General features: G+C 60.7%; 25 protein-coding genes and 1 pseudogene. 17 read left to right on the forward strand and 9 right to left on the reverse strand.

What is annotated here, in order from left to right; translation table 11 throughout:
- Nucleotides 1-243 precede the first annotated feature (243 nt).
- The gene (locus ACIPZE_RS08275; protein WP_283436886.1) at nt 244-1,653 is read right to left on the reverse strand and encodes a serralysin family metalloprotease; all 1,410 of its coding nucleotides are present in this window, start codon (nt 1,651-1,653) and stop codon (nt 244-246) included.
- A gap of 277 nt (nt 1,654-1,930) precedes the next feature.
- Between ACIPZE_RS08275 and ACIPZE_RS08280 the strand changes: the two genes are divergently transcribed.
- The 4 genes from ACIPZE_RS08280 to ACIPZE_RS08295 all read left to right on the forward strand — a co-directional run bounded on the left by ACIPZE_RS08280 (nt 1,931) and on the right by ACIPZE_RS08295 (nt 5,273).
- Nucleotides 1,931-3,883, forward strand: coding sequence for a DNA topoisomerase III (locus ACIPZE_RS08280; protein ID WP_400772354.1), 1,953 nt, complete (start codon nt 1,931-1,933; stop codon nt 3,881-3,883).
- Nucleotides 3,884-3,929: 46 nt separating this feature from the next.
- Nucleotides 3,930-4,433: a GNAT family N-acetyltransferase gene (locus ACIPZE_RS08285; RefSeq protein ID WP_400772357.1), complete on the forward strand. Its 504-nt coding sequence runs from the start codon at nt 3,930-3,932 to the stop codon at nt 4,431-4,433.
- 134 nt (nt 4,434-4,567) lie between these two features.
- Nucleotides 4,568-4,768, forward strand: a complete 201-nt coding sequence (locus ACIPZE_RS08290) for a hypothetical protein (RefSeq protein WP_164979426.1) — start codon at nt 4,568-4,570, stop codon at nt 4,766-4,768.
- A gap of 175 nt (nt 4,769-4,943) precedes the next feature.
- Nucleotides 4,944-5,273 carry a hypothetical protein gene (locus ACIPZE_RS08295; RefSeq protein ID WP_283436889.1) on the forward strand — a complete coding sequence of 110 codons (330 nt, stop codon included), beginning with the start codon at nt 4,944-4,946 and terminating at the stop codon, nt 5,271-5,273.
- 241 nt (nt 5,274-5,514) lie between these two features.
- Here the strand turns inward: ACIPZE_RS08295 and cynR are convergent, their stop codons facing one another.
- Nucleotides 5,515-6,417: a transcriptional regulator CynR gene (gene cynR / locus ACIPZE_RS08300; RefSeq protein WP_400772360.1), complete on the reverse strand. Its 903-nt coding sequence runs from the start codon at nt 6,415-6,417 to the stop codon at nt 5,515-5,517.
- Between the two features lie 120 nt (nt 6,418-6,537).
- On the opposite strand from cynR, the gene cynS reads away from it, so the two are divergent.
- From cynS to ACIPZE_RS08315, 3 genes are all read left to right on the forward strand, one after another.
- Nucleotides 6,538-7,005, forward strand: coding sequence for a cyanase (gene cynS, locus ACIPZE_RS08305; RefSeq protein WP_129392419.1), 468 nt, complete (start codon nt 6,538-6,540; stop codon nt 7,003-7,005).
- Nucleotides 7,006-7,086: 81 nt separating this feature from the next.
- Nucleotides 7,087-7,323: a DUF2790 domain-containing protein gene (locus ACIPZE_RS08310; RefSeq protein WP_283436891.1), complete on the forward strand. Its 237-nt coding sequence runs from the start codon at nt 7,087-7,089 to the stop codon at nt 7,321-7,323.
- 12 nt (nt 7,324-7,335) lie between these two features.
- Entirely contained in the window at nt 7,336-7,995 is a 660-nt protein-coding gene (locus ACIPZE_RS08315) for a carbonic anhydrase (RefSeq protein ID WP_129392413.1), read from the forward strand.
- Between the two features lie 122 nt (nt 7,996-8,117).
- Here the strand turns inward: ACIPZE_RS08315 and ACIPZE_RS08320 are convergent, their stop codons facing one another.
- Entirely contained in the window at nt 8,118-9,620 is a 1,503-nt protein-coding gene (locus ACIPZE_RS08320; protein ID WP_400772363.1) for an aldehyde dehydrogenase family protein, read from the reverse strand.
- Between the two features lie 199 nt (nt 9,621-9,819).
- Entirely contained in the window at nt 9,820-10,728 is a 909-nt protein-coding gene (glsB, locus tag ACIPZE_RS08325) for a glutaminase B (RefSeq protein WP_400772365.1), read from the reverse strand.
- A 247-nt stretch (nt 10,729-10,975) separates the two neighbouring features.
- Between glsB and ACIPZE_RS08330 the strand changes: the two genes are divergently transcribed.
- Nucleotides 10,976-11,476 (forward strand): DoxX family protein, encoded by a 501-nt coding sequence (locus ACIPZE_RS08330; RefSeq protein ID WP_400772367.1) that lies wholly within the window; start codon nt 10,976-10,978, stop codon nt 11,474-11,476.
- A gap of 3 nt (nt 11,477-11,479) precedes the next feature.
- Here the strand turns inward: ACIPZE_RS08330 and ACIPZE_RS08335 are convergent, their stop codons facing one another.
- Nucleotides 11,480-13,096 carry a murein L,D-transpeptidase gene (locus tag ACIPZE_RS08335; RefSeq protein ID WP_400772369.1) on the reverse strand — a complete coding sequence of 539 codons (1,617 nt, stop codon included), beginning with the start codon at nt 13,094-13,096 and terminating at the stop codon, nt 11,480-11,482.
- Nucleotides 13,097-13,245: 149 nt separating this feature from the next.
- Here ACIPZE_RS08335 and ACIPZE_RS08340 point away from each other — a divergent pair, with 149 nt between their 5' ends.
- The 4 genes from ACIPZE_RS08340 to ACIPZE_RS08355 all read left to right on the forward strand — a co-directional run bounded on the left by ACIPZE_RS08340 (nt 13,246) and on the right by ACIPZE_RS08355 (nt 16,589).
- Nucleotides 13,246-13,959, forward strand: a complete 714-nt coding sequence (locus tag ACIPZE_RS08340; protein ID WP_283436895.1) for a murein L,D-transpeptidase catalytic domain family protein — start codon at nt 13,246-13,248, stop codon at nt 13,957-13,959.
- Nucleotides 13,960-14,205: 246 nt separating this feature from the next.
- Nucleotides 14,206-14,463, forward strand: coding sequence for a DUF2790 domain-containing protein (locus ACIPZE_RS08345; RefSeq protein WP_129392394.1), 258 nt, complete (start codon nt 14,206-14,208; stop codon nt 14,461-14,463).
- Between the two features lie 9 nt (nt 14,464-14,472).
- Complete coding sequence (locus ACIPZE_RS08350) at nt 14,473-15,144, forward strand: heavy metal response regulator transcription factor (RefSeq protein ID WP_283436896.1); 672 nt, start codon at nt 14,473-14,475, stop codon at nt 15,142-15,144.
- Nucleotides 15,141-16,589 carry a heavy metal sensor histidine kinase gene (locus ACIPZE_RS08355; RefSeq protein WP_283436897.1) on the forward strand — a complete coding sequence of 483 codons (1,449 nt, stop codon included), beginning with the start codon at nt 15,141-15,143 and terminating at the stop codon, nt 16,587-16,589. Before ACIPZE_RS08350 ends, ACIPZE_RS08355 begins: the two co-directional genes overlap by 4 nt.
- Before the next feature lie 73 nt (nt 16,590-16,662).
- Here ACIPZE_RS08355 and ACIPZE_RS08360 read toward each other — a convergent pair whose 3' ends face one another.
- Nucleotides 16,663-18,075: an MFS transporter gene (locus ACIPZE_RS08360; RefSeq protein WP_400772371.1), complete on the reverse strand. Its 1,413-nt coding sequence runs from the start codon at nt 18,073-18,075 to the stop codon at nt 16,663-16,665.
- A gap of 103 nt (nt 18,076-18,178) precedes the next feature.
- Here ACIPZE_RS08360 and ACIPZE_RS08365 point away from each other — a divergent pair, with 103 nt between their 5' ends.
- Complete coding sequence (locus ACIPZE_RS08365) at nt 18,179-19,066, forward strand: LysR family transcriptional regulator (RefSeq protein WP_283436899.1); 888 nt, start codon at nt 18,179-18,181, stop codon at nt 19,064-19,066.
- On the opposite strand, the gene ACIPZE_RS08370 is transcribed toward ACIPZE_RS08365, so the two are convergent.
- Nucleotides 19,063-19,683 carry a cell wall hydrolase gene (locus ACIPZE_RS08370; RefSeq protein WP_283436900.1) on the reverse strand — a complete coding sequence of 207 codons (621 nt, stop codon included), beginning with the start codon at nt 19,681-19,683 and terminating at the stop codon, nt 19,063-19,065. The two genes, ACIPZE_RS08365 and ACIPZE_RS08370, sit on opposite strands and share 4 nt — an antisense overlap.
- A gap of 209 nt (nt 19,684-19,892) precedes the next feature.
- On the opposite strand from ACIPZE_RS08370, the gene ACIPZE_RS08375 reads away from it, so the two are divergent.
- From ACIPZE_RS08375 to ACIPZE_RS08385, 3 genes and pseudogenes are all read left to right on the forward strand, one after another.
- A complete protein-coding gene (locus ACIPZE_RS08375; RefSeq protein ID WP_372238479.1) occupies nt 19,893-20,735 on the forward strand; it encodes a CAP domain-containing protein in 843 nt (280 codons plus the stop codon).
- 440 nt (nt 20,736-21,175) lie between these two features.
- A pseudogene (locus ACIPZE_RS08380) lies at nt 21,176-21,479 on the forward strand (GTP 3',8-cyclase MoaA); the annotation flags it as partial.
- 34 nt (nt 21,480-21,513) lie between these two features.
- Nucleotides 21,514-22,410: a bestrophin family protein gene (locus ACIPZE_RS08385; RefSeq protein ID WP_400772374.1), complete on the forward strand. Its 897-nt coding sequence runs from the start codon at nt 21,514-21,516 to the stop codon at nt 22,408-22,410.
- 295 nt (nt 22,411-22,705) lie between these two features.
- Here the strand turns inward: ACIPZE_RS08385 and glp are convergent, their stop codons facing one another.
- Nucleotides 22,706-23,911, reverse strand: coding sequence for a gephyrin-like molybdotransferase Glp (glp, locus tag ACIPZE_RS08390; protein WP_400772375.1), 1,206 nt, complete (start codon nt 23,909-23,911; stop codon nt 22,706-22,708).
- On the reverse strand, nt 23,908-24,447 hold the full coding sequence (moaB, locus tag ACIPZE_RS08395) for a molybdenum cofactor biosynthesis protein B (RefSeq protein ID WP_400772377.1): 540 nt from the start codon (nt 24,445-24,447) through the stop codon (nt 23,908-23,910). Before moaB ends, glp begins: the two co-directional genes overlap by 4 nt.
- A 287-nt stretch (nt 24,448-24,734) precedes the next feature.
- On the opposite strand from moaB, the gene ACIPZE_RS08400 reads away from it, so the two are divergent.
- Nucleotides 24,735-25,625, forward strand: a complete 891-nt coding sequence (locus ACIPZE_RS08400) for a LysR family transcriptional regulator (protein ID WP_400772379.1) — start codon at nt 24,735-24,737, stop codon at nt 25,623-25,625.
- Nucleotides 25,626-25,888: the final 263 nt, after the last annotated feature.

A 25,888-nucleotide genomic window follows, 5' to 3' on the forward strand; every position in this document is an offset into this window, starting at 1 on the left:
TCGGTTCGGATTGGGTTGGGTTTACAGCCGAACGGCCCATCCACTTCAAAAGCACCTCACCCTAACCCTCTCCCTGAGGGAGAGGGGACTGACCGAGTTGTCTGGCGAAATCCATCGACCTGAAAAATCGAGTCGATTATGGATTCAAAGCCAATCGTTCAAGTCGGTGAATTTCGCCAATATCCCCCATTCGGTCCCCTCTCCCACTGGGAGAGGGTTAGGGTGAGGGCCGCTCTTCAGGCATCACGCAACGATATCAGTCGCCAGCGCCTGCCCCACCACGCCCACAGCAAAATCCACCGCCCCCTGCCCCGTAAGGTCAACCATCAGGCTGGTCTGATTGGTCTGCGCAAAGTAGGTCAGGATCGCGTCGCCCGCATGCCCGGTGAAGCCGCTGACGAAGTTCAGCGACGCCGCACCCGTGGCGAAACCGGCGATGCCCGACAGGTCGATCTTGTCTAGGCCGCTGGTGAAATCCATGATCCAGTCCGGCGCAGTCATGGTCGAGTCGCTGGCTGCACCAAACACGAAAGTGTCTGCCCCTGCACCGCCCCACAATGTATCGCCACCGCCACCACCGTAAATGATGTCATTACCGGCACCGCCGAACAGATCGTTGACAGCGGCGTTACCAATCAGCAGGTCATTGCCCGAACCGCCCAGCGCATTCTCCACAGTCACACCGTAAGCAATGGACACATTGCCCACCAGACCGCCAACATCGGAGAACGAACCTTCATTGAGGTTGATCTTCTGATTCTGGCTGAAGCCGGAGAAGTCCAGCGTGTCATTACCACCGCCATCCCACACCGAGAACACCACTTTGGAGGACGCCGAAGAGGCGCTGTAGAAATCGCGTTCGGCGTTGGAGTTGAAACCATAGGTGGTGTCATCGGCGCGGGTCGCGTAGTTGGCACCATAGAGTTTCTGCACCGCGACGATATCGTCCAACAATGGCGCCGAAGCGTACGCACCACTGCCGTCCTTGCTGAAATTCTGGTCGGTGTTGGCTTCGCTCCAGTAGCTCATCAGGCTGTAGCCGCGAGTGTCTTCGGCGTACTTGGCGTCGTTATAGGTCGGGTTGCCATTACCGGCGTTGTAGGCGCCCGGGTGCGACAGGCCGAGGGTATGGCCGATCTCGTGGGTCAGGGTCTGACGCCCGTAGTTGTTGGTGTCCGGCGTCTTGTTGACCTGATATTGATCGTTGATCAGGTACCACGACTGACCGTCATAGCTGCTGCCGCTCGGCAAGTAAGCGAACGCGGCGCCACCGGTGCTGACATCGTAGTTACCGAAGGTCATGTGGCCATCGCCGCCCTTGCCTTCGCTGAACGTGACGTTGGCGACATCGGCCCAGGATTGCATCGCCAGCACGGCTTGCGCCTTCTGCTGCGCGCTGAATTCGCTGAAGTTGCCCAGTTTCGCGTTGTAGTTCGCCGGTTTTTCAGTGAGGAAGTTGTAGCTGAGGTCGATCTTGCCATCAGCGTTCTTGTCGCCCCACGACAGGCCCTTGCGCAGGATTTCATCGGCGGCCTGATCGGCGGTGAACGACGGTTTACCGTTGACCAGCGCGCTGCCGCCCCGGTCGTAAAGATGGCTGAACGTGTCGACTTGGCTGAAGGCAGTGCTGGTGTTGGAAGAGGCTTGAAGCATGGTTTACGTCCTTGTTTCTGGGTAGTCAGTGTCCGACAGGCCACAGCGATCTACTGGCGAGATCGTCCTGTCACTCGCGTTTGCAAACGCGCCGACGCTGACACGGCGCAGACCCTTGGCGCTAATCAATTTCTCGATAGTGCGGCGCGGCGTCCCGGTTTTGACCGTCACTTGCGGCAATCCTTTTATCTGTATATCCATACAGATAAAAGTTGCCCCGGGCGCCAAGTCCGGCCATTCTGTGCACCTGTTCAGACCTTGATCGGCGATGGTGGATATGCGGCTGTACCTCTGTGAAAAACCTTCCCAGGCCAAAGACATTGCGGCCGTACTCGGTGCCAAGCGCCGGGGCGACGGCTGCTGGCTGGGAACGGACGTCACAGTCACCTGGTGCATCGGCCACTTGCTCGAAACCGCCCCGCCGGATGCCTACGACGCCCGTTACAAGCGCTGGGTGCTGGCCGATCTGCCGATCATTCCGGACAAATGGAAAATGACCGTCAAGCCACGCACCGCCAGCCAGTACAAAGCGGTCAAGCGCCTGCTCGGCGAGGCCAGCGAGCTGATCATCGCCACTGACGCCGACCGTGAGGGCGAAATGATCGCCCGGGAACTGGTCGAGCACTGTCGTTATCGCGGGCCGATCCGTCGTTTGTGGCTGTCGGCGCTCGACGAAGCATCGATCCGCAAGGCGTTGGCCGCGCTGAAGCCGGGGGCCGAGACCTTCAGCCTGTACCACTCGGCGCTGGGCCGCTCGCGGGCAGACTGGCTGATCGGCATGAACATGAGTCGGCTGTTCACCTTGCTCGGTCGTCAGTCGGGCTATCAAGGCGTATTGCCGGTGGGCCGAGTGCAAACGCCAACCCTGCGCCTGGTGGTGGATCGTGATCGCAGCATCGCCGACTTCGTACCGGTCGCCTATTGGGCGATCGATGTGCAACTGCTGCACAACGGCACACCATTCACCGCGCAATGGCGCGCGCCATCAGATGCCTGTGACGATCAGGATCGCTGCCTGAATCAGGCACTGGCGCAGCAAGCGGCCGCTGCACTCGGTAGCAGCGAGACCGCGCGGGTGGTCAAGTTGAAAACCGAACGCATGCGTGAAGTCGCGCCCCTGCCCTTCGACCTCGGCACCTTGCAGGAAGTCTGCTCGAAAAAGCTCGGCCTCGGCGCGCAGGAAACCCTCGACATCGCACAGGCGCTCTACGAAACCTACAAAGTCATCACTTACCCGCGCAGTGATTGCGGCTTTCTGCCGGTGAGCCAGCACAGCGAAGCGCCGGCGATTCTCGCGGCGCTGCGGCAGGCAGATCCGGGCCTTGAAGCATTGCAGGGCTTTCTCGAACCTCAGCGCAAGTCGCGCGCATGGAACGACGCCAAGGTCAGCGCCCACCACGGCATCATCCCCACCGCAGCGGCGAAAAACCTTGAGCGCCTCAGCGGCAAGCACCGTGCGGTGTATACGCTGATCCGTGCGCGCTACCTGGCGCAGTTTCTGCCCAATCATGAATACGATCGCACCCAAGCGGATTTCGACTGCGCCGGTGAAGCGTTGCGCGCGGTCGGCAAGCAGATCATCGAGCCGGGCTGGAAGCGCGCCCTGCCCGAGGCACTCGCAACCGCCAAAGGTCGCGAGGCGCCCGCACCGCAGACCTTGCCGACGCTGAACCAGGGCGTCGAATGCGCGGTGGCCGAGGTGCGGCTCAAGGATCTGTGGACACAACCACCGAAACCCTACACCGAAGGCGATCTGATCAAGGCGATGAAGAACGTGGCCAAACTGGTCGAAGATCCGTTGCTCAAACAGAAGCTCAAGGACACTACCGGGATTGGCACCGAAGCGACTCGTGCATCGATCATTCAGGGTCTGCTGGATCGTGGTTATCTGGTGAAAAACGGCAAGGCGCTGGCCGCGACGCCGGCGGCGTTCAGCCTGATCGACGCCGTACCCCGGGCGATTGCCGACCCCGGCACCACGGCGATCTGGGAACAGGCGCTGGACATGGTGCAGAGCGGCGAGATGAGCCTGGAAGAATTTGTCACCAAACAGGCGGCGTGGATGAGCAAGCAGGTGACACGCTGTTCCGCACTCAGCCTGACCATCAGCGGCCCGCCACCCGCCGGCAAAGCCGCCACACCGTGGAAGAAGAAACGCAAATCGACCCGCAGCAAAACCACGAGTACGACCAAACCTGTGGCGAGGGGGCAAGCCCCCTCGCCACAATAGGTTGAGTGCACAATAACGGCTTCGTCAGGTTAGTGAGTTAAGTCCCATGCCCACCATCGAACTGCACCCCGCGCAACGCGACGACCTCGACACCCTCGAGAACCTCATGCAGTTCTACATGCACGACTTCAGCCAATGGCTACCGCTGAAACTCGCCGAGCACGGCTTCTTTGCCATCCAGCCTAAACTCGACTACTGGCGCCACCCGAAGACCCAACCTTTTCTGATCCGCGTCGACAACGAACTTGCCGGGTTCGTGACCGTCGACAACGAGACCCACATCGACGGCGCCGACCACAACATCGGCTACTTCTTCATCGCGCGACGCTTTCGTGGCCAAGGCGTCGCGCAGTTTGTCGTCTCTGCCCTCTTGAGCCGCATCCCCGGTCAATGGCAGATTTTCCACATCGACGCCAACCTGCCGGCACAACGCTTCTGGGCCGGGCTGATCCCGCAATTGAGCGGCGGTGAATTCACCCGGCAGCAGCGCGAGGTAGACGGTTATCCGTGCACCTTCTACGCCCTGCGCGCACCTTTTTCCGTTGCCTGAACGGATCCTTTCTCATTCCAAAACAGCTTTGTCCGACAATATGTAGTGAACAAAAATAATCACTACAAAACCGTTGACGGCGTCGTTTTGCTTTTGCATGATGAAGACGTTCCCCGATCGGGAACACTGGCAACATGCTTGAGCAAACTCGTCTGACCGCCGAGTTGTTTTTTCCGGATACACGCTGCCCACAAGGCAGATTGAAGAAGCTGACCTGGCCTGAACGTCCAGTACAAGGACGAGAAGCGCTGGCGAAAATTCTCAAGACGCTTGTGGTCGACACTGAATATGTCGTCAAGGAGCCTCCCGGTTTTCGCTGCTTCTCCTCGTTGTGACGCTATTGCGTAGCAGTTATTCAACACGACTACATGCAACAGATGCATGACAACGTACTTCACACGGGCGAGCTCTTAATTCCTGGTTTCGGTGCCAGGGATCAACTAACCGATGGGCTACCTGTATTAGCGAATCAACTTTGAAAGATCACCAGACTGGTCAAGGGGCAAAATCATGAATCTGAACAATCAACCCACTATCGAAGAACTGGCTCGTATGTTCGCTGCGCAGAAAGACAGCCACGACAGCCATATTCTGTGGATCAGCAAATCGGGTCAGGTGCATATCGACTGCCTGGCGCCCCATGCTGGCGAAGAAGAATTCGAGCAGAACACCCAGAACCTGCTGGCCCGCCTGAAGATGTACCGTCGCGGCCACGGTTATGTTGGCAAGAAAGCGGCAGCCGACAGGGACTTCATCGGTAATGTTCTGCAAACGCTGAAACAGGCGTGGGATTCGATGCAGAACAACAATGAAGTTCGGGTGATTGATCGGTTCTGCTGAGTTAGTCATCAAATAATTGAAAGGCCTGCTTCCTTAAAGGAAGCAGGCCTTTTTTTGTTCGCATGCATTGATTTGGCGTGACTGGAATTGCAGCCCCTCACCCCAGCCCTCTCCCGAGGGAGAGGGAGCCGATCGAGTGATCTCAAGTCATCCGTCAACCCGGAACACCGAGTTGATTATGGATTCAGCAAAACTCTTTCAGGTCGGCGTATTACTCCAGCATCCCTCGGTCAGTCCCCTCTCACTCTGGGAGAGAGTTAGGGTGAGGCATCCCCCAGCCCAACACCATTTCAGCAAACGCGACCGCCGCCGAACTGTGATAATTATTGCGCCGCCGCAACAACGCCGCCCCACGCTGCGGTGCATCACTCTCCAGCTGCAACCGGCGCAACGCCCGATCCTCAGTCGCAATCGCCTGCGGCAACATCGTCGCCAGAGGCGAACAACGCACCACCTCCAGCAAGGTACTCACCGAGTTCACCTCTATCCGCACCTGCGGCGTAATCCCGTGCTGCCGAAAATACTCATCCACCGATAAACGCGTAATGAAGTCCGGCGCCAACAGAGCAAAGTCCAGTGCAGCGATATCTTCCGGCGTCAGCACTGAGCGACTGTCATACAGCGGATGCTCGCGCCCGACCATGATCCCCAAGGTTTCGGTAAACGCCGGAATACACTCGATCTCCGGGTTACGCACCGGTGTAAAGGCAATCGCAACATCCAGCGAGTCATCCGCCAGCCCCGCTTCAATGTCGTCCATCGACAACTCGAAAATCTGCAGATGAATCCCCGGATACCGCGCCGCAAAGTCGCGCACCAACGGCCCGACCAGATACGCCATGAACGTCGGCGTCATCGCCAGCCGCAACGTCCCGCGAGACAGATCCTTGACGTCATGCAGCGCGCGTTTACCCGCCTCCAGTTCCACCAGCACCCGGCGCGCGCATTCGATGTAAGCCTCGCCGGCATCGGTGGGTTTGACCGTGCGCGAGGTGCGATCAAACAGATTCACACCGAGGGACTCTTCCAGTTGGCGGATCTGTTGCGACAAGGTCGGCTGCGACACATGCAGCGCCTCGGCAGCACGGGTGAAGCCGCCGTGATCGGCAACGGCCAGCAGATAACGCAAATGTCGCAGCAGCATGGGGCACACCATCTATAGGCAGAACTTATGTGAAGCATTGTATATCGGTCTTGGACGCTATGGATCAATCGGCAGAAGATTGCTCCCACACAGCAAGCCAACCCTGAAAGGAGTGACACCATGCAACAGTCCCACGCCTACAACGACACCAGCCTGGCCCTGACCACCCGCGTTCTCGACGCCAAGGCACGCAAAGATCTGTCGTGGCAGGATCTTGCCGACGGCACCGGCCTCAGCCTGGCGTACGTCACCGCCGCTCTGCTCGGCCAGCATCCGCTGCCGGAAAATGCCGCCCAAGTGGTCGGCGACAAGCTGGAACTGAGCGTTGAAGACGTCGCGGCGATGCAGATCATCCCCCTGCGTGGCAGCCTCAGCGGCGTACCGACCGACCCGACCATCTACCGCTTCCACGAGATGATCCAGATCTACGGCACCACGCTCAAAGCATTGGTTCACGAGCAGTTCGGCGATGGCATCATCAGCGCGATCAACTTCAAACTCGACATCAAGAAAGTCGAAGACCCGGAAGGTGGTTCCCGCGCCGTGGTCACCCTCGACGGCAAATTCCTGCCGCTGCGTCCGTTCTGATCCGCACCGGCCCGCACCGTGCGTGCGGGCCAACCCACCTCGAATGGCTACCCGTCACCCAATACATCTGGAGGCTGCCCCATGCAAAAAATCCTGTTGACCCTGGCCCTGCTCGGCGGTTTTTGCGCCCAGGCATTTGCCGCCGACGAGGCCGTCGCCTACCGCTACGGCATGCAACTGGATATCGCCCAAGTGCTGAGCATTACCCCGGTTGCCGAGGTGTGTGGCGTGGTGCCGGTCGAGATGACGTATCTGGACAGCAACGGCGGCAAACACATTCTTCAATACAGCGAATTCGGCAGCGGTTGCTCAAACTAAGAGGACAACACCATGAAAAACCTGATTGATGGCTTCCTGAAATTCCAGAACGAAGCGTTCCCGCAACGCACCGAACTGTTCAAACACCTGGCGACGACGCAACAGCCCGGCACCTTGTTCATCACCTGTTCCGACAGCCGTGTGGTGCCGGAATTGCTGACTCAACAAGAGCCCGGCGAGCTGTTCGTGATTCGTAACGCCGGTAATATCGTGCCGTCGTACAGCCCGCATCCAGGCGGGGTTTCGGCGACAGTAGAATATGCAGTGGCGGTGCTCGGGGTGACTGACATCGTGATCTGCGGGCATTCGGACTGCGGCGCAATGACCGCGATTGCCAAGTGCAAATGCATGGATCACCTGCCCGCCGTCAGCGGTTGGCTGCAGCATGCCGAGTCGGCAAAAGTGGTGAATGAAGCGCGAACGCATGCCAGTGACGCGGCGAAATTGAGCTCGATGGTGCGCGAGAACGTGATCGCGCAACTGGCGAATATCCAGACTCATCCGAGTGTGCGTCTGGCGCAGGAAAAAGGCCTGCTGAACCTGCATGGCTGGGTGTATGACATCGAGACCGGCTCGATCGATGCGCTGTCCTCGGACCGCCGAACGTTTGTGCCGCTGGCCGAACAACCGGCGACTTGCGCGATTCATGCCCAAACCACCCACGCTGCCTGAGCAATTGAGCGTTCCCACGCTCTGCGTGGGAATGCCTCAGGGGACGCTCTGCGTCCAGTGACGCGGAGCGTCACGGGCTGCGTTCCCACGCTGGAGCGTGGGAACGATCACCAAATGCGGCATCAGCGTTTTACCGTGAGGTCTACTTGAGTCATGCGGCTACGAACAGTGAACACGCCATCACCCGACAAGATCGCACTGCGCGCAAACAAGCGCCCACTCTCCCAGTTCGAAAGGCCCAGTTCCGGCTTGTTCAGCGCGTACTGGCCGTCGACCCAACGGGTGATGCCGTTGCCCACGAACGGCGCATTCACCGCGTTGTAAAAGCGCTCCTGCACCTGCGCATCTTCACTGATCAACGACACGGTGAACTGCGGGCTATGGCGGTTGAACAGCGCAATCGCCTGGTCCAGGTCATCGACGATCATCAGGCTGACTTCGGGGGTTTCCTCCCATTCCCACTCGCGACCTAGATCGGCTTCCGCCAATGCCTCGGCCAACGCCTCAGTCTGATAACCCTCGGCGCGATACACCTCGACCGTCGCGTTCTGCCACTCAGCCGGCAGATAACCTTCACTGCCCTCGACGATGTGCAATTTGCAGCCTTGCCCACGCGCGATGCCGGCCTGCTGCAATGCACCGAGAAACAACGGCAGCAATTCAACCGCACGCTCGCGCTGAATCAGGCAAACGTTCAGCGTGTTGCAGACTTTGCGATCCAGCGAGTTACGCACCACCGCCGCAAAGCGTGTGGCATCGGCAGCACGATCGGCAATCAGCCACGCGCCACCCGTACCGTGCAGGCTGACGGCGGTGCCGGCCTGCTGGGCGATGCTGCCGAGTTGACTGACCGCACGCCCCGAACCGCGCGCCACCGCCAGCGACAGACGTCGGTCGGCGAACATCGCCCAGCCGGCCGCATGATTGACGCTTTCCACTAACGACACCGCACCGGCCGGCAAACCGGCATCGGCCAGCGCCGGGTTCAAGGCATGAGTAACGATGGCTTGCGCAGTGCCCAAAGCATCGCTGCCAATGCGCAACACCGCGGTGTTGCCGGTGCGCAGGACCCCGGCGGCATCGGCGAATACGTTCGGCCGCCCTTCGAAGACAAAGGCGACGATGCCCAACGGCGAGACGACTTGCTCGACCTTCCAGCCATCGTGTTCGACGCTGCTGATGACTTTGCCCCGGGTCGGCGCGGCATCACGCCAGGCGCGCAGGCCGGCGATCATGTCGTTGCGCATGCGCTCATCGGCGAGCAAGCGGGTGGTCGAGCGACCACGCGCCTTGGCCCGTTCGATATCGGCAAGGTTGGCCGAGGCAATGTTCGCCCAGCACTGCGGGGTCTCAAGGCGTTGTGCGAACAGGTCGAAAAATTGGCTGATCGCTTCATCCGAGACCGTCGACAACGCGGTAAACGCCGCTGCCGCACGCTCGATTGCCACCGCCGCTGCTTGCTGATCAGCCACCGGAATCAGCAACAACTCGCCGCTCACCTGCTCCACCAGCAGGTGGTCACCGGGCTGAAAACGCGCGGCCAGTTCGGGGCTGACCACGGTGACGCGGTTACCGGCGAAAGGGATCGGCGTGCCAGCGACGAGACGTTCGAGTGCAAGAGACATTAAGCGGATTCACCATGCAAAGGGCGGCCGGAAAATGTAGCGGATTACTCGATGAAATACACCTCTTCAAACACTAAAGAAACCTGTGGGAGCTGGCTTGCCAGCGATAGCGGTGGTTCAGTCAAATTTATTGTGACTGACAGGACCTCATCGCTGGCAAGCCGGCTCCCACAGGGTTTGGGGTGTTTGGCGGATCAGGTCAGAAGACCGACCAGCCGATCCGCGAGCTGAGCATCTCCAGCGCCGCCATCCCTGCCAGCGAGTTACCGGCGGCATTCAGTTCCGGCGACCACACGCACACGGTGAACTGCCCCGGCACCACTGCAACAATCCCGCCACCGACGCCACTCTTGCCCGGCAGCCCGACGCGGTAGGCAAAGTTGCCCGCCTCGTCATACAGGCCGCTGGTGGCCATGATCGAATTGACCTGCTGGGTCTGGCGCCGCGTCAGAACCTGCTCGCCGCTGTGCTTGCAATAACCGTCGTTGGCCAAAAAGCAGAAGGCCCGCGCCAGGTCAATGCAGTTCATCCGTAAGGCGCAGTGGCTGAAGTAACTGCGCAACACCGCCTCGACGTCATTGTGGAAATTGCCGAACGACTGCATCAGATACGCCATCGCCGCGTTGCGCGCGCGGTGCTGGTATTCGGAGTCGGCGACTTTGCCGTCGATCATGATCTGCGGGTTGCCGGACAGGCGTCGGACAAAGTCGCGCATCGACAGAGTCGGTGCGGCGAAGCGTGATTGATTGATGTCGCAGATCACCAGCGCGCCGGCGTTGATGAATGGATTACGCGGCCGACCGCGCTCGAACTCCAGCTGCACCAGCGAGTTGAACGGCTGGCCGGAAGGCTCGTGACCGAGGCGCTCCCAGATCGCCTCGCCGGAATGATCGATGGCCTGCACCAGGCTGAACACCTTGGAAATACTCTGCACCGAGAACGGCGTTTCGGCGTCACCGGCGCAGTACATCTCGCCGTCGTTGCCGTACACGGCGATGCCCAGTTGATTGGCCGGCACGGTGCCGAGGGCGGGAATGTAGTCAGCCACTTTGCCCTGCCCGATCAGGGGCCGGACAGCGTCAAGGATCTCGTTCAACAGCGCTTGCATGCCGGGTTCCGAAGTCTCGCCCCATGGGATCGCGGGGACACTGGGGCTAGACGCTGCGCAACAGAATCGCATCACACAGGCTGACACATTGCTCCCCTGTAGGAAGCGTGTGTATTGCAATGTATACGGCGACCGCGCAGACACACCAGGCGTGGAAAGCCGACCGCCGGCGACACATCGCCGATACACCGCGACGCTGAAATACCCCGGTCGAAATCACTTCCCCCCCTCGCACCGGAGAACTCCCATGCTCACCCTCAAAACCCTGCACCTGCACCTCGACCGCGCCGGACTCTGGCTCGCGCCATTGACCTTGCGGCTATTCATCGCCTGGGAGTTTTTCGAGTCAGGCCTGGAGAAATTCAACGGCCAGAACTGGTTCGAAGATATTCAGGACAAGTTCCCGTTCCCCTTCGATCACCTGCCGGCGACGCTGAACTGGGAGCTGTCGATGTGGGTAGAGCTGATCGGCGCACTGGCGATTCTGCTCGGCTTCGGTACGCGTATTTCCGCGCTGGCGCTGATCGTGGTGACCGTCGTTGCCACCGCCGCCGTGCACTGGCCGGCCGACTGGTCGAGCCTCAGCGAGCTGGCGCAGGGTTACGCCATCACCAACAAAGGCTTCGGCAACTTCAAGCTGCCGGCGATCTATCTGGCCGCGCTGCTGCCACTGGTGTTTGCCGGAGCCGGTCGTTTGAGTGTCGATGCGGCGCTGGCCAGTCGCTTCTGGCAGCGCCGCCTGCGCTGAGGGTCAGTGCGCGCCGTCGAGACCCGCCAGCAACGCGCTGTCGCGGCTGTAGATATCGGGTGCATAGCGCACGTGGCCATCGCTGCCGACTTGCGCAGTCCAGTAGGTCATCAGGATCGGCACCGGCGCAGACAAGCGGAATTCATGCGTGGTGCCGGTCGCCAAGAGTGTTTCAGTGCGGGCCTTTTCTGCCGGGCTGAGCAGCAGGTCACGCAGTTGCATCGGATGCTCGACCCGCACGCAACCGGAGCTGAACGCCCGTGGGCCTTTGTCGAACAACGCCTTGCTCGGCGTGTCATGCAGGTACACCGAAAACGGGTTGGGGAAGCGAATGACCATTTGCCCCAGCGGATTGCGCGGCCCGGCGTCCTGGCGCAGGAGGATGTTGCCGGGGTTGTCCCAGTCGATGTCCGCAGCCGCCAATGGCTGGCCGTTGGCGTCGAGCACCTGCAGGTTCTGGCGACTGAGGAAGGTCTGGTCCTTGCGGATCGCCGGCAGCTTGTCTTCTTTCCAGATGGTCGGCGGCACGGTCCAGGTCGGATTCAAGGTCAGCCGGGTGACGCGGGATTTCAGCAGTGGCGTCTGGCGTTCGGCACGACCGACCTGGGTGCGGGTCTGCCACACCGCCTGGCCGCCCTGATACAGGGTCAGTTCGGCGGCGGCGACGTTGACCAGCAAACCATCGGGTTCCATGTCCTGGGCCATCCAGCGAAAACGCTCGAGGTTGACCCGCAGTTGTTCGCGGCGCGTTAACGGGCTGATGTTGAGTTCGGCAATCGTCCCCGGCCCGACCACGCCGTCAGCCTGCAACGAATGGTTGGCCTGAAAACTCTTCACCGCCTCCACCAGTACGCCTTCGTAGGCGTTGCCGGGTGTGCCGACGGCATGCGTCAGGTAGCCTTCGTTGAACAAGCGCTGGGCCAGTTCCGGCACGCGTTTGTCTTCCATCGCCGGGCGCAGCAACGGCCCGTTACCGACTGACTGCCATTGCGGCAAGGCTTTCAGGCGTTGCGCGGCATACAGGTGGCGAAGGCTCTGGTACTGCGCCAGACGTGGCCGGGCGAGGTCAAACGCCGCCGGGATGTCGTGCATGCCCGGCACGGCAATCGCCAACAATTCCGCCTGACGGTCACGCGGGGTGTCGTCGGCATGCCACAGCGGTTCGAAATGCGATTGCAGCAGGCGCCCGTAATGCAGATCCTGCAGGGCTTGCAGGTAGTAGCGACTGATGTCGATATCAGCGCACAACTCACCGTCCTGCGGTGCGCTTGGCGCAACCGGATAGCGTTTCGGATTTAGACCATCGTCAGCCAACAACTGCAATTGCGCCTGCAACGTCTGCAATCGTCCGGACTCGCTGGCCCACACCGGCATCCAGTCCTGCTGCTCATAGAAACCCTGCAACTGCGACAGCGCCGGGCCGTTCAGATGCGCAGCAATCGCCGGGCATGACTGCGGCAGGCTGATCAGCACCGCCTGCAACGGACTTTGCGGCTCGACGGGCATTTCCGCCGGCGGCGTTGGCAGCGTTTGCAGGGGCGTCAGCGGCTCATCGGCACAAGCGACAAACGGCGCAGCGATCAGGCAAATGCTCAAGTAGCATGCGTACTTTTTGAACAACTGCTTTACTCCAATCCATGGCCGTCTCGATGACGGTCAACCTTACATCAGGTGCGCTGAACAGTCAGGCTCGATCAACGGGCTTGCCGGTAACGACTGGGAGTCAGGAGCCAAGTGCCAAACAAGTAGCAAGTGAGGACACTTTATAAATGTTGACGTTTTTGCGCCGACTTCTGCTGACCACCGCGACCCTCGTCGCCGTGACCAGTCCAGCATTTGCCGCCGGCAAGCCATCGCCGGTTCTCTTCAACAGCCTCGCGCACGCCGCGCCAGAACTCAATCCCCAGGCGCTGAAAGGTGCGCTGAACGCCATGCAATGTGCGGTCAACAACGGTGCAAAACCGTCGCGCCACCTGGCAATCATCGATTACTCGCAACCGTCGACCGAGCGCCGCTTGTGGATTTTCGACCTGAGCAAACAGAAGTTGGTTCTACGCGATCTGGTCGCCCACGGTTCCAACTCCGGGGAAAACTTCGCCACGCAGTTCTCCAACCGTGAAGGCAGTTACCAGTCCAGCCTTGGCTTGTTCCGCACCCAGGAAAGCTACGAAGGCACCCACGGTTATTCGTTGCGCATGGACGGCCTTGAGCCGGGCTTCAACGACATGGCCCGCGACCGCGCCATCGTCATCCACGCCGCCAGTTACGTGAACCCGTTGTGGAGCAAGCGTCAGGGCCGCATCGGTCGCAGCCAGGGCTGCCCGGCGGTACGACCGCAGATTGCCAGGCAAGTGATCGACCGCCTGAAGAATGGCCAGTTCATGTTCTCGTGGTACCCCGATCAACGCTGGCTGAAGTCCTCGCCGTACCTCAATTGCCAGCCGCAACAGGTGGCGAGCATCCTCAATACCCACGCCAGCTGACCCGCATTACCTGCCCCCCGTAAATGTCGGGACTGAAACCCAACCTGTAGGAGCTGCCGAAGGCTGCGATCTCTTGATCTTGCCTGTAAAAAACAAGATCAACAGATCGCAGCCTTCGGCAGCTCCAGGGGGTGGTTTTGATTACAGTTTTGTCATTCAGCTGTCGGTTTGCCGTGCGGATCGCTCGGTAGCCTGATGTTGTCCCGGCGCCAATGCCGATCAACTCCGACCACTGAGTGACTGATCATGAAAACCCTTCTGCTCGCCATCACCGCCCTCCTCGCCACCGGTTCTGCTTTCGCTGCGAACATGCCCGACACCGCCGTGATTCATGACAAGAGTGGCTTCTACGTCAATCTGGATGTCGACAAAGTCCTCGCAAGCACCGATATTTCACAGGCGTGCGGCGTGGTGCCGGCGCAATTGAATTACCTCGACCATCAGGGTCGCGAGCATGTGCTGAACTATGAAGTACAAGGCAGCGGCTGCATCAATGACCATTGAGGCTGATCGATGAATATTCTGGTTGTCGAAGACGAACCCAAAGCGGGCAATTACCTGCTCAACGGTTTGCAGGAACTGGGCTACAGCGTCAGCCTCGCGCGCAATGGCGCCGACGGCCTGCACCTAGCGCTGGAGCACAGCTTCGACGTGATCGTGCTGGATGTGATGATGCCGAAAATGGATGGCTGGGAAGTGCTGCGCCGGCTGCGCAAGGAAGCCGACACGCCGGTGCTGTTCCTCACGGCTCGCGATGACATCGCCGACCGCGTCAAAGGCCTGGAGCTGGGCGCCGACGACTACCTGATCAAGCCGTTTTCGTTTGCCGAACTGGTGGCGCGCCTGCGCACCCTGACCCGGCGCGGGCCGATTCATGAAGACGAACAATTGCAAGTCGCCGACCTGCAGATCGACGTACTGAAACGCCGCGTCACGCGCGCTGGGGTGCGCATCGCCCTGACCAACAAGGAGTTTGCGCTGTTGCAATTGTTCGCCACGCACACCGGGCAAGTGCTGGCGCGCTCGTTGATTGCCTCACGGGTATGGGACATGAATTTCGACAGCGACACCAACGTGGTCGATGTCGCCGTGCGCCGCTTGCGGGCGAAAATCGACGACCCGTTCCAGCTTAAGCTGATCCACAGCGTGCGCGGTATCGGCTACCGCTTCGACACGCAAGCATGAGCACAAATCGCCCATATTCGCTGACCTTACGCCTGGCGCTGGTGTTCGCTCTGCTCGCCTTCGGGTCGCTGGCCGGCCTCGGCGCGGCACTGTACAGCGAGCTGGAAGAGCAACTGATTCGGCGCGATGACATTTCGCTGGTCAGCCGCGTCGATCAATTGCGCACGTTCCTCAACGACAGCAACACCCTTGAGCTGATCAAGAACAAACCGGCGCTGTTCCAGAACATGCTCGGCAACCGCGAAGCGCTGCTGACCATCGGCGCACCGGGGCAACCGCCGCTGCTGGTGGTCAACCCGGGCAATCTGGCCACGCCGACGTTGCCGGCGGTGCCCATCGATCAGGCGATGACGTTGAAGGACGTGCAGCATCTGCCGAGCGTCGCCGGCGTGCCGTTTTCGGCGGTGGCGGCGCGGATTGATTCCGGCGATCTGGGCAATCTGCAAGTCACCACCGGGCGCCTGATGAGCGAGCGCACGGCGATGCTCGCCAATTACCGCCTGAGTGTTTATGGCCTCGCGTCATTGGCAGCGCTGGTGTTGGCGCTGATCGGTTGCCTGTTGGTGTATCGGGGTTTGCTGCCGTTGCGGCGCCTGGCCAGACATGCGCATGGCATCGGTGTCGGCAACCTCGGCGAGCGCCTCGACAGCCACGGCGCACCGCGCGAATTACTGCCGATGATCGAGGCGTTCAACGCCATGCTCGATCGCCTCGCCAAAGGCTTTGCGCAGTTGAGCCAGGTCTCGACCGACATGGCCCATGAACTGCGTACGCCAATCAATAATCTGCTCGGCGAAACCCAGGTCGCGCTGCATCAGAACCGCAGCATCGAGGCCTACCAGCAGTTGCTCGCCTCCAACGTCGAAGAATTGGAACGGCTGACGCGGATGCTCGACAACATGCTGTTTCTGGCGCGCACCGACCCGGCCAGTGCCCTGAGCCAGCGTCAGGAGCTGGACGCGGCGGATGAGATGCAGCGCATCGCCGATTACTTTGAAGGCCTGGCGGCGGATGTCGGCGTGTGCATCGAGGCGCGTGGCAGCGGCGTGATTTGGGCCGAACCGATGCTGTTGCGGCGGGCGCTGGCCAATCTGTGCGCGAATGCGATCAAGTACGGCGCAGCGGATTCGACGGTGCAGGTGGAAGCGATTGCCGAAGTGGATGGCAGTTATCTGCGGGTGCGCAATCAGGGTGCGACGATTGCACCTGAGCATCTGGCGCGACTGTTCGAGCGCTTCTACCGCGTCGACCAGTCCCGCGAACGCTCGGCGCAATCCAATGGTCTGGGCCTGTCGATCGTCGCGACCATCATGCAACTGCATCAGGGCCGTTATAGCGCAAGCAGTGAGGATGGCGAGACCTGCTTCGAACTCTACTTCCCCGCCCGCCAAGCATCGTCATTGACTGTGAAACCGCCATCGCTGGCAAGCCAGCTCCCACAATGAGTGATGCTGAGCCTGAATCTTTGGCCAGCTCAAACCCCCGTGGGAGCAGGGGCTTGCTCGCGAAAACGCAGTGTCAGTCACCAGCGATGCTGGCTTTGCCGGCCTCTTCGCGAGCAGGCTCGCTCCTATTGTTGAACGGCGCTCGGCTGATGATCAACGCCATGAGCATCAACGCCACCGCGACGCCAAAGGTAATGTGCAAACCACTGGCGATGGCGCTTGCGGGCGCCTGCGTCGGATCCCCCGCCGCCAGCGCAAACACCGCGCCCATCACCGCCGCGCCGGTGATCAAGCCGAGGTTGCGCGCCAGCCCGAGCATCGCCGACACCACGCCACGCTGATCCTGACCGACGCAAGCCATCAACCCGGTGTTGTTGGCCGCCTGAAACAACGCATAACTGACGGCGACCAACGCGATCGACAACAAATACCCCGACAGCCCCAGACTCATCGGCAGGAGCGCCAACAAACCGCAACCACAGGCCATCGCAAGCAACGCGCCCGGCACGATCCGTCGCGCACCGAAGCGATCCACCAGACGTCCGGCCGGCACCCCGCCAAACGCAGACAACAAAGGCCCGACCGACAACGCCAAGCCAACCACGGCACTGCTCAGTCCCAACCCGCGACTGAGGTAAAACGGGCCGACCACCAGCGTGGTCATCATCACGGTCGTCACCAGCAAGGTCAGCGCCAGGCTGCTGCTCAATCGACGGTCGCTGAACAGCGCCAAGCGAATCAGCGGCGCCTTGGCCCTCTTCTCGACCACAAGGAACAACCCCGCGCCGCCCAGGCTGGCCAGCAGCAACGGCAGCGTGAAACCTTCAAGCGTCATCGCCAGCGCATAGGCCGCCAGCGTCAATACCAGCACCGCACTGCCAGGATAATCAAACGCGACACGCGGCCCCGTTGGCCGATCCGCCGGCAGATAGCGATACACCAACCACGCATTGAGCAAACCCAATGGCACGTTGAGGAGAAAAATCGCCTGCCAGCCGACATGGGCCATCAACAGTCCACCCAGCGATGGCCCGAGGGTGGTGCCGGTGGCTGACATCGTCGCCAGCAAACCCATCGCGCTGCCCGCCCGCGCCTTGGGCACCGCATCGGCGACCAACGCCATCGTCAAGGCAAACATGATCGCCGCACCGACGCCCTGCACTGCCCGTGCGCCGATCAGCCAGGCAAGTCCCGGGGCCAATGCGCAGGCCAACGAAGCGCTGGTGAAAATGCCGATCCCGGTCAACAACAAGCGACGCCGACCGAAGCCATCACCGAGACGCCCGACGCTGACAATCAATGTGGTGATCGCCAGCAGATAGGCGAGCACGATCCATTGCACTTGTTGAAACGTCGCATCGAACGCCGCCGCGAGGATCGGCAAGCCGGCGTTGGCGATGCTGGTGTCCAGTGACGGCATCAACATCGACAGGGCCAGACTGGTCAGCGCCCATCGGGCGGGAGTGCTTAGAGATTCTCGAGGCATGGCGGGCTCGCAGTGCAAAGGTCAATCGCCATAGCCTGAGCCTCGACAACACACGGCGCAAGACGCATGCTTTGCACTCGATACCTGCATGGAACGCCATGTCATGAGCGCGCCTGACCTCAACCTGCTGATCACCCTCGACGTATTGCTGCGCGAAGGCAGCGTCGCCCGCGCCGCGAAATGCCTGCGGCTTAGCCCGTCGGCCATGAGCCGCGCCCTCGCCCGGCTGCGCGAAACCACCGGCGATCCGTTACTGGTGCGAGCCGGACGAGGCCTGGTGCCGACGCCGCGCGCACTGGAGTTGCGCGAACGGGTCAGTCATCTGGTGCAGGAGGCCGAGGCGGTTCTGCGGCCGGCCGAAGTGCTTGATCCGGGCCGATTGCAACGCACCTTCACCCTGCGCAACACCGACGGTTTTGTCGAAACCTTTGCCGCCGCCCTGCTCGCGCGCATCGGCGAAGAAGCGCCGGGTGTACGCCTGCGTTTTGTGCAAAAGGCCGACAAGGACAGCACGCCGCTGCGCGAAGGCCGCGTCGATCTGGAAACCGGCGTGGTCGACGACAGCACCGACCCGACGCTGCACAGCCGCATCCTGTTTCAGGATCAGTGGATCGGTGTGGTACGCGAGGGGCATCCGTTGAGCGCGGGAAAAATCACCAGCAAGCGCTTTGCCGGCGGCGAGCACATTCTCATTTCACGACGCGGCCGCAGCAGCGGCCCTGTGGACGAAGCGCTGCTTGCGCTCGGACTGACGCGAGACATCGTCACCTCATTTGGCGGTTTCTCGGCGGCGCTGACGCTGGTGCGGGAGTCAGACCTGATCGCGACCGTTCCGCAACGTCACACCAGCAAACTGCGCACCGGCCTGCACAGTTTTACCCTGCCATTCGAGATGCCGGACATCAGCGTGTCGATGCTTTGGCACCCGCGCATGGACACCGATCCGGCGCATCGCTGGTTGCGCGAGTGTGTGCGGCAAGTCTGCGCCTAACGCGCGTCGCCACCGGCCGGTTTGTAAAAGAGGAATTTTTTCGTTTCGGCGGTCTTGGTGTATTCCTTGGCCCAACTCGGATGAACGTTGCGGTCGTGGAAATACAGTGCGCCATGGGTGCGATCCGGGAGCTGCCGGTTCAAGGCCTTGCCGGCGATTTCCTTGGCCAGCGCGTACTCGGCGTCTTCCTTGACCTGATCGGGCTTGCCATCGCACCACCAGGAAAACTGGCAGCTCTTGGTTTCCGAACCCTGCTTGACCACCTCGCAAACGGTGCCGGGGAAACCGTCGTGGCCGAGGCGATTCATCACCACGTTGGCCACGGCCTCCATTTCCGGAGTGTCCTTGCCTTTGGCTTCCCAGTAGATACTCCGTGCCAGACACGTGATCGGATCGTCCAGCGGTGCAGTGCCTGCCGGGTCGACGGCTTGCACTTCGGTGGGCGTGATGGCCTCGGATTTTGGTGCCGGGGCGGCACTGACTTTGTCCGCGGCTTTCTCTTCCAGCACCTGGGCTTTCTCTTCGGCCTTGGCTTTGACCGGGGCCTGATCGGTGGCCCAGACTGCGCCTGCCAACAGGGTGAATACGAGACAACCCGCCCAGCCTTTCAATCCCATGTCGTTTCTTCCGGCAGCGCCCGCATCGGGCAAGGTGTTGCGTGGGTGAGACGCCCGGCTCCCGGGGTCTTCGCTGAGTGTAGACGGCAAACTGCCAGATAAAGTTGCGCAGAAAAAAACACTCGGATGAAGAAAAAGACATTGCACCCACCGGGGGCCTTTCGCGCATCATGGGCGCATTCAGCTCAAGGGAGATTTCCATGCGCTTCATGCCATTCGTTTTGCGTTGTGCCGCGTTGTCCGCAGGCGTGTTGTTGGCCATTCCGGCCATGGCCGGCGATGAGTCGCAACTGATCGAATCGATCAACAGCTATCGCAGCCAGCCGCAGCGTTGCGGCACTCAGGCGTCGAATGAACTGCCACCGCTGTCGGCCGATCCCCGGCTGAGACTTCGCGCCACCGGTGCCGTCGATCTGCAGCAAGCCATGGCCAGCGCGAGCTATCCGATGGTCAATGTGCAGGCGATCACCCTTAACGGTCCGCGCGATGCGGCGTCGGCGATGCAGGCAATCAAGGAAAGCTTCTGTCAGGTGGTGCTCGATCCGCAGTTTGTCGATGTCGGTGTCAGCCGCGACGACCGTGACTGGCGCATCGTGTTGGCGCGACCGCTGCTGTCGGCCAGACTTGGTGATGGGCAAAGTGAAGGGCAAAAGCTGCTGAGTGAACTCAACGTCGCCCGCAGTCAGGCGCGTCAGTGCGGCGGTCAGGCATTTGCCGCTGCTGCACCGCTGGCCTGGAATGCGACCTTGGGCACGATCTCTCAGGATCACAGCCGCGACATGGCCAACAACAATTATTTCGACCACAAGGACCGCGACGGCCGCACCCCGGGCGACCGCGCGGAGCTCGCCGGCTACAGCGGCCAACTGGTCGGCGAAAACATCGCCGCCGGGCAAGACACCGTGCACAAGGTCGTCGAAGGCTGGCTCGCCAGCCCCGGCCACTGCGCCAACCTGATGAACCCGCAATACAAGGAACTCGGCGCCGCCTACGCGACCGATCCGAAAAGCAGCGCCGGCATCTACTGGACCGCGATGTTCGGCGCGCAATAACTCTCTGTAGGAGTGAGCCTGCTCGCGATGAGGCCGGCCCAGACAACATCGCCATCGACTGACCCACCGCCATCGCGAGCAGGCTCACTCCTACAATGATCGGTGCAAACCCATCATCTCTGTCCGACACAAAACCCTGTGGGAGCTGGCTTGCCAGCGATGAGCCCCCCCCCTTCAGCATTGATGTCGACGCCCCACCGCCATCGCTGACAAGCCCGCTCCCACAGTGAATTAGAGGTGAATGGAGGGTTGGGGCATTGCCGAAATCGAAGGTGGGAGTGGGAGTGGGCTTGCTCACGAAAGGGCCGGCATATTCACCATCGATTTCGCTTTCGAGGCAAAGAATTTCATCATCGACGGGATCAATCAGCCGGTCATTAACAGTGATTGGACGGCATTGAAAGTTGCTCATAACCTGCGCTGACCAAACTCCTCAAAGTCCGTCGCGCTATTGGCGGCTGGCCGAGGCGCCGGAGATTCGCCTGGGTTTTATCTCCCCGCACAGCCACAATTTTTGCGGCACCTGCAACCGCCTGCGCCTCACCGTCGAAGGGCGCCTGCTACTGTGTCTGGGTAACGAGCATTCGGTGGATTTGAAAGCCGTATTGCGCGCCTATCCGGGGCAACCGCAACGGCTGGAGAAAGCCATCATCGATGGCAACGAAACTCAAGCCGTATTGACATAATTTCGAAGTGAACGACGATGTCCAGGTCGTGCGCTTCATGAATATGACCGGCGGCTGATCCGCCATCTCCATGGGTATCGGAACCGCACAACATGATCATCAGGCCCAAGGTCAATCAGTTCGCCATTCTCTTCACCCTCAAGGGTTCGATCGCCAAACGCATCGCCCTGCGCACGCTGATGGTGACTCTGCTGGCTTCGGCCATCGTGCTGGTGGAAATCCTCCATCCGAGCAACTTCACCAAGGTCAACGCGACGCCGTTTACCTTGCTCGGTTTGTCGTTGTCGATCTTCATGAATTTTCGCAACAACGCCTGTTATGACCGCTGGTACGAGGCGCGCAAAGCGTGGGGCGAGGTGATCGTGCACATTCGCTCGGTGATTCGCGAAACCCATGTGATTCGTGAGTCGGTTGCGCGCAAGCCGTTGTTGCTTAATCTGTGCGGTTTCGCCCATGCGCTGAACGCGCGGTTGCGCAAGGAAAGCGAGGCGGACGCGAGCAGCCAGTGGGTCACGCCGAAACCCGATCCGCAGACGCCGGACTACAGCGGACGGATCCTGCAAACGGTCGGCCAGCAGTGTTCCGATCTGCATCAAAACGGCGAGTTGAGCGAGTGGCGCTACATGCTGCTGGCCAACCATCTGACCAGCCTGACCCAAGCGCAAGCGGTGTGCGAACGAATCAAAACCACGCCGCTGCCGTTTCCATACACGCTGCTGTTGCACCGGACGATTTATCTGTTTTGCATCCTGCTACCGTTCGCCATGGCCGAACCGCTGGGCTGGCTGACGCCGCTGTTTACGGCGATTGTCAGCTACACGTTTTTTGGCCTGGATGCGATTGCCGACGAGCTGGAAGACCCCTTCGGCCGCGACGAAAACGACCTGCCGACCGATGCGCTGGTGCGCACCATCGAACGCGACATCCTCGCCGAACTTGGCGCCGAAGTACCGCCGGCGCTGAAGCCGGTGGACTATGTCCTGAGCTGATCTCCTTTCCCCACTGTGGCTTGCAAGTGGATCTCTGTCTCGACCCAAAACCACTGTAGGAGTGAGCCTGCTCGCGATGGTGGTGGATCAGCAACGGGCATGTCGGCGGGTCTGGCGCTATCGCGAGCAGGCTCACTCCTACAGGGTCTGTGTACACCGCCGAATTACGAACACCACAAAACATTGTGGGAGCTGGCTTGCCAGCGATGAGGCCGTGTCAGCCAGCATCAATTTCAGCTGACCGACCGCCATCGCTGGCAAGCCAGCTCCCACAGGTTTTGCATTCATGCGGAGGTCAGAACAGTTCGTTGAAGGGGATGAAGCGCAGCGGGTCGCCGTGGTTGTGCGTGCTGTTTTCGGGGACTTCTACCAGGCCGTCGGCCCAGCTCGCGCCGAGCATTACGCCGCAGCTTTGGTTTGGATAGAGCACCGCATGGCCCGCGTCCAGCTTTACCCGCAGGTATTCACGACGACCGCCAGCCTTGTGCCAATCGAAACCTGCGTTGACCGTGAAGCTCAGCGGCATGACCTCTTCCACGCCCTGCACCCGCAGCAGATAGGGTCGCGCCAGCAAGCCAAAGGTTACCAGCGCCGACGTTGGATTGCCCGGCAAACCAATCACCGGCACCACGCCGAAATGGCCCACCGTCAGCGGCTTTCCGGGTTTGATCGCGAGTTTCCACAACAGCGGTTTGCCGCTGTCGCGCAGCACTTGTCCAAGGCAGTCGGCGTCACCGGCAGACACGCCGCCGGTGGTCAGGATCAGGTCGGCAGAGGCTTGCAATTGTTCAAGCTTGAGCCGTGTCTGCGCCGGATGATCCGGCAGAATTCCGCCATCGATCACCGCACAACCCAGCTCACGCAACCAGTGCCCGAGCAATATGCGATTACTGTTGTAGATGCTGCCAGGACGCAACGGCTGGCCCGGCTCGACCAGTTCATCGCCGGTCGACAACAACGCCACGCGCGGGCGCCGCACAACATGCAGTTGCGCCAGCCCCTGGCCCGCCGCCACCGCCAGTTCAAACGGGCCGAGGCGTTTACCGGCGCGTAGCAAAATATCGCCGACGCGGTTCTCCTGACCTTGCGCACGAATGTTCTGGTCAAGCTTCAATGGCTGCAAAAACCGCACGCGACCATCGTCCAGCACTTCGACGTTTTCCTGCATTTCCACACAATTGGCGCCCGGCGGTACAGGAGCCCCAGTGAAAATGCGCGCACAAGTTCCCGGCAACAACGCCTGCGGAGCGGCACCCGCGTAAACCCGTTGCGAGACAGTCAGCGGCTGTTGATCCAGATCAGCCAGGTTCAACGCATAACCGTCCATGGCGCTGTTCGGCCACGGCGGCAAATCGAGGCTCGCTATCAGATCACTGGCCAACACCCGGCCACGCGCGTCCTCCAGTGGCAGCACTTCGCTGTCTGCCAGCCGTTGCGCATCGGCCATGGCCAGTAACTGTTCGAGAGCATCCTCGACCGGCATCAATGGCGAACGGCTCATCCGCGCGGTCCGCAAGCTTGCACGGCTTTCAGGTGCGGGACGAAATTGCACGGGCGATGACGGTTGTCGAGTTGCTCGGCGAGGATGCCTTCCCATGCAGTACGGCAAGCACCGGTCGAACCCGGCAGGCAGCACACCAGCGTGCCGTTCGACAGCCCGGCCAACGCACGGCTTTGCACGGTAGAGGTGCCGATATCGAGAATCGAAATCGCGCGGAACAGCTCACCAAAACCATCGATTTGCTTGTCGAGCAAGCAAGCCACCGCTTCCGGCGTGCTGTCACGCCCGGTGAAGCCGGTACCGCCAGTGATCAGCACCACCTGAGTGCCCTCGTCGGCGATCCAGTTCGCCACCTGAGCGCGGATCTTGTACAGATCGTCCTTGAGCAGATTGCGCTCGCTCAGGGTGTGACCGGCTTCCAGCAAACGACTGACCAGCAACTGGCCTGACGTGTCGCTGGCATAGTCGCGGGTATCGCTGACGGTCAGTACGGCAATGTTCAGGGGGACAAACAGGGCATCCGCTTTGGCGCTCATGGCACTCTCCGGCAGTCATTGATCAGATTGCCGAGCAGCCTAAGTGCCACTTATCAGTACTGTCTAATCACTCTGGCCAACCACCCTATCGACCTGCTCTATCGGTCACTTCGACGGCGCTGCAAGCCGATCAAATCGGGGCTGATAGAGGTGATCGACAGGTCTTTCAGTACAACCGATTGGACGAACTGGCACCCAGATGAGATCGTCGCAGCCTGCACTTTCCGTGCGCTGTACCCATCTGCGTCAATACTCAATCAAAAACTCCCCATCGAGCAGGTGCCGTCGTGGACATCAAACAACTCAAGTTCCTGATCGCACTGGATGAAACCCGCCACTTCGGCCAGGCCGCTGCACGCTGCCATATCACCCAGCCAACCCTGTCGATGCGCCTGCGTAATCTGGAAGATGAGCTGGACCTGGTGCTGGTCAATCGCGGTCAACGCTTCGAGGGTTTTACTCAGGCCGGCGAGCGCGTACTGGCCTGGGCACGCACGTTGCTGGCGGCCCATGACGGTTTGTTCGCGGAAGCGGCGGCGTGTCGCGGGCAACTGGTCGGTAGCTTACGGTTGGGTCTGGTGCCGCTGAGCAGCTTCAATCCGGTCAATTACATTCAGGGGTTGTCGGGGACTTATCCGGAGTTGAAATTCAGTCTGTCTTCGCTCAGTTCCGACGAGATCATCGCCGGCCTGGGCAACAATCAACTCGACCTCGGCGTGTGTTACCTGGACCACGTCAACCCGAACTATTTCGAGTTTTTCGAGATCGGCGAAACCCGCGTCGGCCTGCTCTACGACAATCGACATTTCCATTTCGAAGGCACGCAAATGAGCTGGGAAGACGCCGCCGAATTGCCATTGGGGATGATCACCACCGGCATGCATTACCGCAAATCCATCGACCTGAGCTTCCGCAGTCGTGGACTCAATCCACAGCCGATTCTGGAAAGCGATTCGACGTACCAACTGTTGCAGGCGATTCACCAAGGTTTCTGCTGCGCGATCATGCCGCTGGACAGTGGCCTGGAAGAGCCGATCGAACACCTGTCGTTCATGCAGTTGCCGGACGCCAGCGTGCTCGCGCCGTTGGGGTTGGTGATGCGCAAGACCGAACCGCGATCGGCGATTGCCGAGAAGTGTTTTGCCGAGGCACGGACGTTGTTTGGGGTTGAAGTGTGAAACACCACCCTGTGGCGAGGGGGCTTGCCCCCGTTGGACTGCGCAGCAGGCCCAGCTTTTTTGGGGCCGCTTCGCGTCCCAACGGGGGCAAGTCCCCTCACCACAGGACTCCTGCCAAATCTTGCCTGCACTGGAGGTCACAAGCAGGTGTTCAAGATATTTCACATTGCTCGTTTACACGCCCGCAGATTCCCCCTTACTATCCAGAGCACACCGGTCGGCGAGTCAATCCCGCCACCGACGTTTTCCGCCAACGGAAACAC

The sequence above is a fragment of the Pseudomonas sp. NPDC089741 genome (assembly GCF_044748825.1).
Lineage (GTDB): Bacteria > Pseudomonadota > Gammaproteobacteria > Pseudomonadales > Pseudomonadaceae > Aquipseudomonas > Aquipseudomonas helmanticensis.

Bases quoted from the DNA above. Each gene is read 5' to 3' on its own strand.
- ACIPZE_RS08275 (WP_283436886.1), bottom strand. From the start codon at position 1,653: ATGCTTCAAGCCTCTTCCAACACCAGCACTGCCTTCAGCCAAGTCGAC.
- ACIPZE_RS08280 (WP_400772354.1), top strand. From the start codon at position 1,931: ATGCGGCTGTACCTCTGTGAAAAACCTTCCCAGGCCAAAGACATTGCG.
- ACIPZE_RS08285 (WP_400772357.1), top strand. From the start codon at position 3,930: ATGCCCACCATCGAACTGCACCCCGCGCAACGCGACGACCTCGACACC.
- ACIPZE_RS08290 (WP_164979426.1), top strand. From the start codon at position 4,568: ATGCTTGAGCAAACTCGTCTGACCGCCGAGTTGTTTTTTCCGGATACA.
- ACIPZE_RS08295 (WP_283436889.1), top strand. From the start codon at position 4,944: ATGAATCTGAACAATCAACCCACTATCGAAGAACTGGCTCGTATGTTC.
- cynR (WP_400772360.1), bottom strand. From the start codon at position 6,417: ATGCTGCTGCGACATTTGCGTTATCTGCTGGCCGTTGCCGATCACGGC.
- cynS (WP_129392419.1), top strand. From the start codon at position 6,538: ATGCAACAGTCCCACGCCTACAACGACACCAGCCTGGCCCTGACCACC.
- ACIPZE_RS08310 (WP_283436891.1), top strand. From the start codon at position 7,087: ATGCAAAAAATCCTGTTGACCCTGGCCCTGCTCGGCGGTTTTTGCGCC.
- ACIPZE_RS08315 (WP_129392413.1), top strand. From the start codon at position 7,336: ATGAAAAACCTGATTGATGGCTTCCTGAAATTCCAGAACGAAGCGTTC.
- ACIPZE_RS08320 (WP_400772363.1), bottom strand. From the start codon at position 9,620: ATGTCTCTTGCACTCGAACGTCTCGTCGCTGGCACGCCGATCCCTTTC.
- glsB (WP_400772365.1), bottom strand. From the start codon at position 10,728: ATGCAAGCGCTGTTGAACGAGATCCTTGACGCTGTCCGGCCCCTGATC.
- ACIPZE_RS08330 (WP_400772367.1), top strand. From the start codon at position 10,976: ATGCTCACCCTCAAAACCCTGCACCTGCACCTCGACCGCGCCGGACTC.
- ACIPZE_RS08340 (WP_283436895.1), top strand. From the start codon at position 13,246: ATGTTGACGTTTTTGCGCCGACTTCTGCTGACCACCGCGACCCTCGTC.
- ACIPZE_RS08345 (WP_129392394.1), top strand. From the start codon at position 14,206: ATGAAAACCCTTCTGCTCGCCATCACCGCCCTCCTCGCCACCGGTTCT.
- ACIPZE_RS08350 (WP_283436896.1), top strand. From the start codon at position 14,473: ATGAATATTCTGGTTGTCGAAGACGAACCCAAAGCGGGCAATTACCTG.
- ACIPZE_RS08355 (WP_283436897.1), top strand. From the start codon at position 15,141: ATGAGCACAAATCGCCCATATTCGCTGACCTTACGCCTGGCGCTGGTG.
- ACIPZE_RS08360 (WP_400772371.1), bottom strand. From the start codon at position 18,075: ATGCCTCGAGAATCTCTAAGCACTCCCGCCCGATGGGCGCTGACCAGT.
- ACIPZE_RS08365 (WP_283436899.1), top strand. From the start codon at position 18,179: ATGAGCGCGCCTGACCTCAACCTGCTGATCACCCTCGACGTATTGCTG.
- ACIPZE_RS08370 (WP_283436900.1), bottom strand. From the start codon at position 19,683: ATGGGATTGAAAGGCTGGGCGGGTTGTCTCGTATTCACCCTGTTGGCA.
- ACIPZE_RS08375 (WP_372238479.1), top strand. From the start codon at position 19,893: ATGCCATTCGTTTTGCGTTGTGCCGCGTTGTCCGCAGGCGTGTTGTTG.
- ACIPZE_RS08385 (WP_400772374.1), top strand. From the start codon at position 21,514: ATGATCATCAGGCCCAAGGTCAATCAGTTCGCCATTCTCTTCACCCTC.
- glp (WP_400772375.1), bottom strand. From the start codon at position 23,911: ATGAGCCGTTCGCCATTGATGCCGGTCGAGGATGCTCTCGAACAGTTA.
- moaB (WP_400772377.1), bottom strand. From the start codon at position 24,447: ATGAGCGCCAAAGCGGATGCCCTGTTTGTCCCCCTGAACATTGCCGTA.